Source organism: uncultured Campylobacter sp., assembly GCF_938018145.1.
Taxonomy (GTDB): Bacteria; Campylobacterota; Campylobacteria; order Campylobacterales; family Campylobacteraceae; genus Campylobacter_A.
This window is the reverse complement of record NZ_CALIII010000457.1, coordinates 1-5,149: the sequence shown is the minus strand read 5'-3', so window position 1 is coordinate 5,149 and position 5,149 is coordinate 1. Positions and strand designations below refer to the sequence as shown.

Sequence of the window (5,149 nt, the reverse complement as noted above, 5' to 3'; positions counted from 1 at the left end):
TTGCCGATGAGGACGATAGAGAGGCGGTTCGCTACTATATCCCGCGAAACTCTATCATCAAATCAAACGATAGCGACATTGTGGATAGCAAAGCGGTCATCTCGGAGCCTGAAAGCCAAGAGAAAACTGTCATAGCCGAGTGGGATCCGTACTCTACGCCGATCATCGCCGAGGCTGCAGGTAGGGTTACGTACGAGGATATCGAGCCTGGTTATAGCGCCGCCGAGCAGTACGACGAGGCGACCGGCCAGAGCCGTCTAGTTATCAACGAGTATCTACCTTCGGGCATCAAGCCTACGATTGTTATCAGCACCGATGAGGGCAGGATGATCCGCTATCAGCTAGAGCCAAAAACTGCGATATTCGTAGCCAACGACGAAGTGGTAAAACAAGCTGATATCCTGGCTAAGACGCCTAAGGCTGTCGCGAAGTCAAAAGACATCACGGGCGGTTTGCCGCGCGTATCTGAGCTATTTGAGGCTAGGCGTCCGAAAAATACGGCTATCATCGCCGAGATCGACGGCACCGTAAGGTTTGAAAAGCCGCTTCGCTCTAAAGAGCGCATCGTAATCGAGGCCGATGACGGCGCGACTGCCGAGTATTTGATAGACAAAACTCGTCAAATTCAGGTTCGCGACGGCGAATTTATCCACGCTGGCGAGAAGCTAACCGACGGACTAATATCAAGCCACGACGTTTTGAGAATTTTGGGCGAGAAGGCGCTGCACTATTATTTGATCAGCGAAATTCAGCAAGTTTACCGCTCTCAAGGCGTTGCGATCGCCGATAAGCACATCGAGATCATCGTTTCTCAGATGCTTCGTCAGGTTAAGATCGTCGATAGCGGCGATACGAATTTCATCACCGGCGATATGATCTCTCGAACGAGATTTAAGGAAGAAAACGAGCGCATAATGCGAATGGGCGGCAATCCTGCGATCGCCGAGCCTATTTTGCTAGGCGTTACGCGCGCTGCTATCGGAAGCGATAGCGTGATCTCTGCGGCATCGTTCCAAGAGACGACTAAGGTTCTAACCGAGGCTTCGATCGCAGCTAAGATCGACCACCTCGAGGATCTAAAAGAAAACGTCATTCTAGGACGCATGATCCCTGTCGGAACGGGTCTTTATCAAGATCAAAAGATCAAGCTAAAACAAAACTAAAATTTAACCCCACAAGCCTCGCCAAATTCGGCGAGGCTTAAATTTACCTCGCTTTAAAACTAATCAGATAAAATCCATCCTTTAAATTTGAAAATTTGGAGTAAAAATGAAAAATTTCGATTTGGGAATTTTGTTTGCGAGACTAGGGCTTGGTGTCTGCCTTTTTATGCACGGCTTTGCGAAAATTTTACACGGCATAGGCGGCGTAAAAAGTATTTTAACAAAAGCCGGCTTGCCTGAGATTGTGGCTTACGGCTCCTATATAGGCGAGGTTGTTGCTCCGATAATGATAATTCTAGGGATATTTTCAAGAGTAGGCGCGCTACTCGTAATCGGCACGAGCCTAACGATAATGTATGCCTACTACGGGCTTGGAAATTTGCTAGAGCTTACAAATGTCGGCGGCTTTAAGGCTGAAATTTTATATCTTTACATCGCTTTATCGCTTTGCATTATCTTTAGCGGAAGCGGAAGGTACGCGATTAGAAAAGATTAGTGTGATAAAATTCGGTCTTAAAGATGGAATTTACCTTATATTAAGCCAAATTTAAATAAAATCAAGTCTTTTTAATAAATTTAGTCGAAAGGAATTACTGTGCCAACCATTAATCAATTGGTCAGAAAAGAGCGCAAGAAAGTGACTTTTAAGTCAAAATCTCCAGCGCTAAAAGAGTGTCCTCAAAGAAGAGGAGTTTGCACTAGGGTCTATACTACGACTCCTAAAAAACCAAACTCGGCTTTGAGAAAAGTTGCCAAAGTTAGGCTTACAAGCGGATTTGAAGTGATCAGCTATATCGGCGGTGAAGGCCACAACCTACAAGAACATAGCATCGTACTAGTGCGCGGCGGCCGTGTTAAGGACTTACCGGGTGTTAAATACCACATCGTACGCGGCGCTCTTGATACAGCCGGCGTTGCGAAAAGAACAGTTTCTCGCTCAAAATACGGCGCTAAACGTCCAAAACCTGGTCAAGCGGCAGCCGCAGCGGGTAAAAAGAAATAAAAATTTAGGTTCGCAGACCATGCCATTAGCGGCATAGGTTTGAGTAAAATTTATAAAATTTGAAGGAATAATCAAATGAGAAGAAGAAAAGCTCCCGTCAGGGAAGTAATGCCGGATCCAATTTACGGCAATAAGGTAATCACTAAATTTATTAACTCTCTTATGTACGACGGCAAAAAAAGCGTCGCTACCGAGATCATGTACGGCGCTATCAAAGCTATCGAGAAAAAAAGCGGCGACGTAAAAGGTATAGACGTATTTAACGATGCTATCGAAAACATTAAGCCTCTTATGGAGGTTAAATCTCGTCGCGTCGGCGGCGCTACCTACCAAGTACCGGTAGAAGTTCGCCCAGCTCGCCAGCAAGCTCTTGCTATCCGCTGGATCATCGGTTTTGCTAGAAAAAGAAGCGAAAGAACCATGATCGACAAGCTAGCTAACGAGCTACTTGATGCGGCAAATTCAAAAGGCGCGTCTTTCAAGAAGAAGGAAGACACCTACAAAATGGCAGAAGCTAACAAAGCGTTTGCTCACTACCGCTGGTAAGAGGAGGCTGGTATGGCAGATAGAAAAACCCCTTTACATATGGTTAGAAACATCGGTATCGCTGCTCACATCGATGCCGGTAAAACTACGACCAGCGAAAGAATTTTGTTCTTTACCGGTATGAGCCACAAGATCGGCGAGGTTCACGACGGCGCTGCTACGATGGACTGGATGGAGCAAGAAAAAGAGCGCGGCATCACGATTACGTCTGCGGCAACGACTTGCTTTTGGAAAGATCACCAGATAAATTTGATCGACACTCCGGGCCACGTTGACTTTACTATCGAAGTTGAGCGTTCTATGCGCGTTCTTGACGGTGCTGTTTCGGTATTTTGCTCAGTCGGCGGCGTACAGCCTCAGTCTGAGACCGTTTGGAGACAAGCAAATAAATATCACGTCCCAAGAATCGTTTTCGTAAACAAAATGGACAGAATCGGCGCAAATTTCTTTAACGTCGAGTCTCAAATCAGAAACCGCCTAAAAGCAAATCCGGTGCCTATTCAAATTCCTATCGGCGCAGAGGATAACTTTAGAGGCGTAGTCGATTTGGTTAAAATGAAAGCTTACGTTTGGGAAGACGACAAAAAGCCGACTGACTATAAAGAGATAGAAATCCCTGCAGAGGTAAAAGAAAAAGCTGAAGAGTACCGCACTAAGTTGATCGAAGCGGTTTCTGAAACCGACGATAGCTTGATGGAGAAATTTTTCTCAGGCGAGGAGCTAAGCGAAGAAGAAATCAAAAAAGGGATCAAAGCAGGCTGCTTAAGAATGACGATAACTCCGATGCTTTGCGGAACGGCATTTAAAAACAAAGGTATCCAGCCTCTACTTGACGCAGTCGTAGCGTATTTGCCTGCACCTGATGAGATCGAGGCGATTAAGGGCGTTTATGAAGACGGTAGCGAAGTAACGGTAGAAAGCACCGATAACGGCGAATTTGCGGCTCTTGCGTTTAAGATTATGACCGACCCGTTCGTCGGACAGCTTACCTTTATCCGCGTTTACCGCGGTAGTCTTGAGAGCGGTAGCTATGCTTACAACACCGTTCAAGACAATAAAGAAAGAATCGGTCGTCTACTAAAAATGCACTCAAATAAACGCGAGGAAGTTTCCGTTATTCACGCGGGTGAGATCGGTGCGGTCGTAGGTCTAAAAAATACCCTAACAGGCGATACGCTAGCTAGCGAAAAAGACAAGGTTATCCTTGAGAAAATGGACTTCCCTGAGCCGGTTATCAGCGTTGCCGTTGAGCCAAAAACTAAAGCCGACCAAGAAAAAATGGCTATCGCGCTTCAAAAACTAGCTCAAGAGGATCCAAGCTTTAGGGTTGGCACCGACGAAGAGAGCGGTCAAACTATCATCAGCGGTATGGGCGAGCTTCACCTTGAGATCATCGTAGACAGAATGCTACGCGAATTTAAGGTCGATGCCGAAGTAGGTCAACCGCAAGTTGCATACCGCGAGACTATCCGCAAAACAGTCGAGCAAGAGTATAAATACGCTAAGCAATCAGGCGGTCGCGGTCAGTACGGACACGTATTCTTGCGCCTTGAGCCGCTACCTGCGGCTAGCGGATTTGAGTTCGTTAACGACATCAAGGGCGGCGTAGTTCCTAAAGAGTACATCCCGGCGGTTGAAAAAGGCTGCAAAGAGGCGCTACAAAGCGGCGTGCTTGCCGGCTATCCGGTCGAGGACGTTAAGGTTACCCTATTTGACGGTAGCTACCACGAAGTCGACTCGTCTGAAATGGCGTTTAAACTAGCTGCTTCTATGGGCTTCAAAGAGGGCGCTAGAAAAGCGGGCGCGGTTATCCTTGAGCCTATGATGAAGGTCGAGGTTGAGACGCCTGAGGACTATATGGGCGACGTTATCGGCGACTTAAATAAACGCCGCGGTCAAGTAAATTCTATGGACGAGCGCAACGGAAGCAAGATTATTACTGCTTTCTGCCCGCTAGCCCAGATGTTTGGTTACTCTACCGACCTTCGCTCTATGACGCAAGGTCGCGCGACTTATTCTATGGAATTTGACCACTATGAGGAAGTTCCAAAGAACGTCAGCGAAGAGATTATCAAGAAAAGAAACGGCTAAACCGATTTTTGGCGGGGATGTAAATCCTCGCCATTAAATTTAACTTCAATTTTGGTCTTTTTTACAAAAATTTGATATTTTTGTCCTCATAGCTCAGCTGGATAGAGCGCAGAATTCCTAATTCTGAGGCCACAGGTTCAAATCCTGTTGGGGACACCACCGAAAAATATTCTCAAATTTTTATCTTCTTTTTTTGTTAATAAAATATTAAGCGCCCTCAAATTCCACCTACCCATTTACAAAAAATTCTAATTTATCCCCAATTTCACCCAAACCAACTCTTCTATTTTTAATCCCCACACCCCAACCAAATTTAACCGTATAAAATTCGATTTTATTTTTATTC

The 5,149-nt window shown here is 45.9% G+C and carries 4 protein-coding genes, 1 tRNA gene and 1 pseudogene; all 6 read left to right on the top strand.

Annotation, left to right across the window (positions count from 1 at the left end; translation table 11 throughout):
* Positions 1-1,163: pseudogene (locus Q0338_RS10705) on the top strand (DNA-directed RNA polymerase subunit beta'); the annotation flags it as partial.
* Positions 1,164-1,269: 106 nt separating this feature from the next.
* On the top strand, positions 1,270-1,659 hold the full coding sequence (locus Q0338_RS10700) for a DoxX family protein (RefSeq protein ID WP_298086705.1): 390 nt from the start codon (positions 1,270-1,272) through the stop codon (positions 1,657-1,659).
* Between the two features lie 99 nt (positions 1,660-1,758).
* Entirely contained in the window at positions 1,759-2,166 is a 408-nt protein-coding gene (gene rpsL / locus Q0338_RS10695) for a 30S ribosomal protein S12 (protein ID WP_004322129.1), read from the top strand.
* 75 nt (positions 2,167-2,241) lie between these two features.
* Positions 2,242-2,712: a 30S ribosomal protein S7 gene (rpsG, locus tag Q0338_RS10690; protein WP_002947591.1), complete on the top strand. Its 471-nt coding sequence runs from the start codon at positions 2,242-2,244 to the stop codon at positions 2,710-2,712.
* Positions 2,713-2,724: 12 nt separating this feature from the next.
* Positions 2,725-4,803 carry an elongation factor G gene (gene fusA / locus Q0338_RS10685; protein WP_298086704.1) on the top strand — a complete coding sequence of 693 codons (2,079 nt, stop codon included), beginning with the start codon at positions 2,725-2,727 and terminating at the stop codon, positions 4,801-4,803.
* An 82-nt stretch (positions 4,804-4,885) separates the two neighbouring features.
* Positions 4,886-4,962, top strand: a tRNA-Arg gene (locus tag Q0338_RS10680).
* Positions 4,963-5,149 lie beyond the last annotated feature (187 nt).

Bases quoted from the DNA above. Each gene is read 5' to 3' on its own strand.
- fusA (WP_298086704.1), top strand. From the start codon at position 2,725: ATGGCAGATAGAAAAACCCCTTTACATATGGTTAGAAACATCGGTATC.
- Q0338_RS10700 (WP_298086705.1), top strand. From the start codon at position 1,270: ATGAAAAATTTCGATTTGGGAATTTTGTTTGCGAGACTAGGGCTTGGT.
- rpsG (WP_002947591.1), top strand. From the start codon at position 2,242: ATGAGAAGAAGAAAAGCTCCCGTCAGGGAAGTAATGCCGGATCCAATT.